This window comes from Massilia glaciei (assembly GCF_003011895.2).
Taxonomy (GTDB): Bacteria; Pseudomonadota; Gammaproteobacteria; order Burkholderiales; family Burkholderiaceae_D; genus Telluria_A; species Telluria_A glaciei.
Genome location: NZ_PXWF02000073.1, coordinates 1 through 3852 on the forward strand (window position 1 = coordinate 1; position 3852 = coordinate 3852).

Sequence of the window (3852 nt, forward strand, 5' to 3'; positions counted from 1 at the left end):
TGGCCCGCCTGCCACTGGGCGATGTGCGCCAGCATTCGCCGGCCGTCATGCTCAATATCCTGGGCGACGCCTGGTTTGACGGAGAGACCCTGCGCGAACCAAGCTGGGACAAGGTGCTGGCGCTGCCCGGCGCCTTCCTGCACCTGTACGGCAAGTCCGACCCGCGGCGCGGCCGCAAGATGGGGCACGTGACCTTCGTCGCGCCGACCTTGGCGCAGGCGCAGCAGCAGCTGGCCAGTGCCTGCGGCATCCTCGGCATCGCGGCGTGAACCAGGATATCCTCAACGCCGCCCGCGCGCTGGAACAGGGCGGGCTGGTCGCCTTTCCCACCGAGACGGTGTACGGCCTCGGCGCCGACGCCGAGAATCCGCGGGCGGTGGCCGCCATCTACGCGGCCAAGGGGCGGCCCCAGGACCATCCCGTGATCGTGCATCTGGCGCCCGGCGCCGAGCTCGGCTATTGGGCCAGCCAGATCCCGCCCGAGGCGATCGCGCTCGCGGCGGCGTTCTGGCCCGGCCCGCTGACCATGATCCTCAAGCGCGCCTCCAACATCGACCCGGCCGTCTCCGGCGGCCAGGACACGATCGGCCTGCGCTGCCCGGCGCACCCGGTCGCCATCGCGCTGCTGCAACAATTCAAGGGCGGCAGGGGCGGGCTGGCCGCGCCCTCGGCCAATAAATTCGGCAACGTCAGCCCGACCACCGCCGCCCATGTGCGCGAGGAGTTCGGCGCCGGCGGCGGCGTCGACATGGTGCTCGAGGGCGGCCAGAGTGAGGTCGGGATCGAATCGACCATCGTCGACCTGTCGCGCCTGTCGACGCTGGGCCCGGTGTTGCTGCGCCCCGGCCAGGTCAGCGCGGCCGCGATCGGGCAGGTGATCGGGCGCCTGCCGCAAGCGCCCGACGCCGCCGCCCCGCGCGCCTCGGGCACGCTGGCCTCGCACTACGCGCCGCACACGCCGGTGGCGCTGCTCGGCACGGCCGAGCTGGCCGAGGCGCTGCGCCGCCTGCAGGGCGGCACGCGCAAGGCGGCGCTGATTTATTTCTCGGGCATGCCGCCGGCGCACGCGGCAATCCAGCTGCCGTCCAACCCCGACGGTTACGCGCACGCGCTGTACGCGGCCCTGCGCGACATGGACCACGCCGGCGCCGACATGATCCTGGTCGAAACCCCGCCCCAGGGCGAGGCTTGGCTGGGCGTCAACGACCGTTTGCGGCGCGCCGCGCACGGTTCCGGGGAGCGGGTGCGGGCGCTGCTCGCATCCGAATCAAACGCAACAACAACAGCTGCGCGACCTGTTGCATCGAACTAACAGATTTGGCAAGTTTTATCCTATACATTAGGGGCAAACACTGGCATATTAGGTGTGTTCCGAATAGCACGCGCGTTCGTTTTGCATAATATATATTTTTCCTTAGGAGACACAATGCGTCAAACCAATTTTGCGCTGGCAGTAATGGCGGCGGCCGTCCTGGCAGCTTGCGGCGGCAGCGACAACAACAACACGGCTCCGGTCCCCGCCAAGCCAGTATTCGCATCGCAAGTATCGTTCGGCGACAGTCTCTCCGACGTCGGCAGCTACCGGGTCGGCACGATCGCCCTGCTCAACGGCGGCAAGTACACGATCAACGGCAACAACACGGCGGTCAACGCCACCCTGACGGGCAAGAACTGGACCGAGGTGACGGCGGCGGCCTTCAACCTGAGCGCCCCTTGCGCTGCAGTGACCGGCCTCGACGGCGCCGCCGCCCAGGGCTTCTCGGTCCCCCTCGTCAACAATCTGAGCTGCACCGGCTACGCCCAGGGCGGCTCGCGCGTGAGCAACCCCGTCGGCCCCGGCCACAAGCTGACCGGCTCGCCGCTGGGCCAGCTGACGATCCCGGTCTCGACCCAGATCGCGACCCACCTGTCGCGCAACAACGGCGCCTTCAAGGGCAATGAAGTCGTGTTCGTGATGGCCGGCGGTAACGACGCCTTCATGTTGCTGGGCGGCCTGACCGCCGCAGCGACCGCCGCCGGCAACACCGCCGGCGCGGCCGAGGGCGCCAAGGTGGGCGCGGCGACCTTCGCCAGCACGCTGGTGCCGCTGCTGGCGGCCGGCGCGACCAACCCGACCACGGCGGCGCAGGCGATCGGCGCGGCCATGGCCACCGAGGCGGCGCGCGCGGGCAGCACCAGCACTTCGCTGGTCGGTGTCGCGGTCCAGACCGCGGCGACCCAGCCGGGCAACGCCGCCGTCGGCCAACCGACCGTGTACGGCCCGATGGTGGTGCAGGCGCAAACCGCCGCCACCACCGCCGGCAACGCCGCCGGCCTGGTCGCCGGCACCAACGCCGCCAACGCCTACGCGGCCGCCAACGGCCCGGCGCTGGTCGCCGTCATGGCCGACACCGGCCTGGCGCTGGCGAACCTGGTCAAGACCCAGATCCTGGCCAAGGGCGCCAACCACGTGGTCGTGCTGAACCTGCCGGACATCGCCAGCGCCCCGACCGGCAAGGCGCAGTCGGCTTCGGCCCAAACCCTGATCGCCGGCATGATCTCGGGCTACAACACCGCGCTCAAAGCCGGTCTCGACGGCACCGACGCGAAGGTGCTGCAGGTCGACGCCTACAGCGCCAGCAACGACCAGGTCAAGAACCCGGCCAAGTATGGCTTCAGCAACACCACCACCCCGGCCTGCGGCCCGAACGCGCTCGGCACCACCTCGCTCGTATGCACCGGCGCCAACGTGCTGGCCGGCGTCGACGTGAGCCGCTACATGTTCGCCGACGACACCCATCCGACCCCGTACTCGCATTCGCTGGTCGCCAAACTGGTGCTCGATTCGATGGTGGCCAAGGGCTGGCGTTAAATAGGAGGATCCGGCCCGGAGCGGGCCGGACGCAGCATCCGCGCCCCGGTTCCGGGGGGCAAAAAAATACCCGCTACGGCGGGTATTTCTATTATAGTTACCAATAAGTACAGAGCAGGAAGTGTCAAACCCGTTTCGCCCCGGTTCGGAGGCGTCAGCATGTCCGCGTCCGGGCCATGCCACACGCAAATCCCGCTGCCCCGCGCGCCGCGCCGTACATAAAAACACCCGCCCGCGCGGGTATTTTATTCTTCGAAAAAATTCAGGAGGCACCCATGCGTCAAACCCATTTCGCGCTGGCCCTGGTCGTGGCGGCGGTGCTGGCGGCGTGCGGCGGCAGCGAAGGCGGCGACCAGACCCTCAGGCAGCAGTACAGCGCCCAGGTCACCTTCGGCGACAGCCTGTCCGATGTCGGCACCTACGCCGTGGGCGGCGTGGCGGCGCTGGGCGGCGGCAAGTTCACCATCAACGGCAACAGCGTGGCGGTCCAGCCCGAGTACACCGGCAAGACCTGGACCGAGTTGTTGGCCGCCCAGTTCGGCCTGGCCGCGCCGTGCCCCGCGCAAACCGGCCTCGACGGCAATGCGGCGATGAACTTCTCGGTGCCCGTGATGCACCACGCGGCCTGCACCGGCTACGCCCAGGGCGGCGCGCGGGTGAGCAACCCGGTCGGGCCCGGCCACAAACTGACCGGTTCGCCGCTGGGGCAGCTGACGGTGCCCGTCTCGACCCAGATCGCCAATCACCTAAGCAAGGTCAACGGCGCCTTCAGGGGCACCGAGATCGTGTTCGTGCTGGCCGGCGCCAATGACGCGCTGATGCAGCTGGGCGAGCTCGAGGCCGGCGCCACCGCGGCCGGCACCGCCGCCGGCAACGCGGCGGCGGCCGGCACCTTCGCCGCCCGCCTGACCGGGCTGCTGGCGTCCGGCGCCACCGACCCGGCCGCGGCGGCCCGGGCCATCGGCCTGGCGTTCCAGACCGAGGCGGCGAGCGCGGGCAGC

At 69.8% G+C, this 3852-nt stretch carries 3 protein-coding genes and 1 pseudogene; all 4 read left to right on the plus strand.

All coding sequences use genetic code 11. The features are described 5' to 3' along the window. Positions 1–269: pseudogene (locus C7C56_RS05750) on the plus strand (5-(carboxyamino)imidazole ribonucleotide synthase); the annotation flags it as partial. Beyond that, entirely contained in the window at positions 266–1312 is a 1047-nt protein-coding gene (locus C7C56_RS05755) for an L-threonylcarbamoyladenylate synthase (protein WP_229458179.1), read from the plus strand. The pseudogene C7C56_RS05750 and the gene C7C56_RS05755, both read left to right, overlap by 4 nt. A gap of 114 nt (positions 1313–1426) precedes the next feature. Next, positions 1427–2851 carry an SGNH/GDSL hydrolase family protein gene (locus C7C56_RS05760; RefSeq protein ID WP_106756526.1) on the plus strand — a complete coding sequence of 475 codons (1425 nt, stop codon included), beginning with the start codon at positions 1427–1429 and terminating at the stop codon, positions 2849–2851. Positions 2852–3126: 275 nt separating this feature from the next. Further along, on the plus strand, positions 3127–3852 hold a 726-nt coding region (locus C7C56_RS05765), incomplete at its 3' end, for an SGNH/GDSL hydrolase family protein (RefSeq protein WP_502506444.1).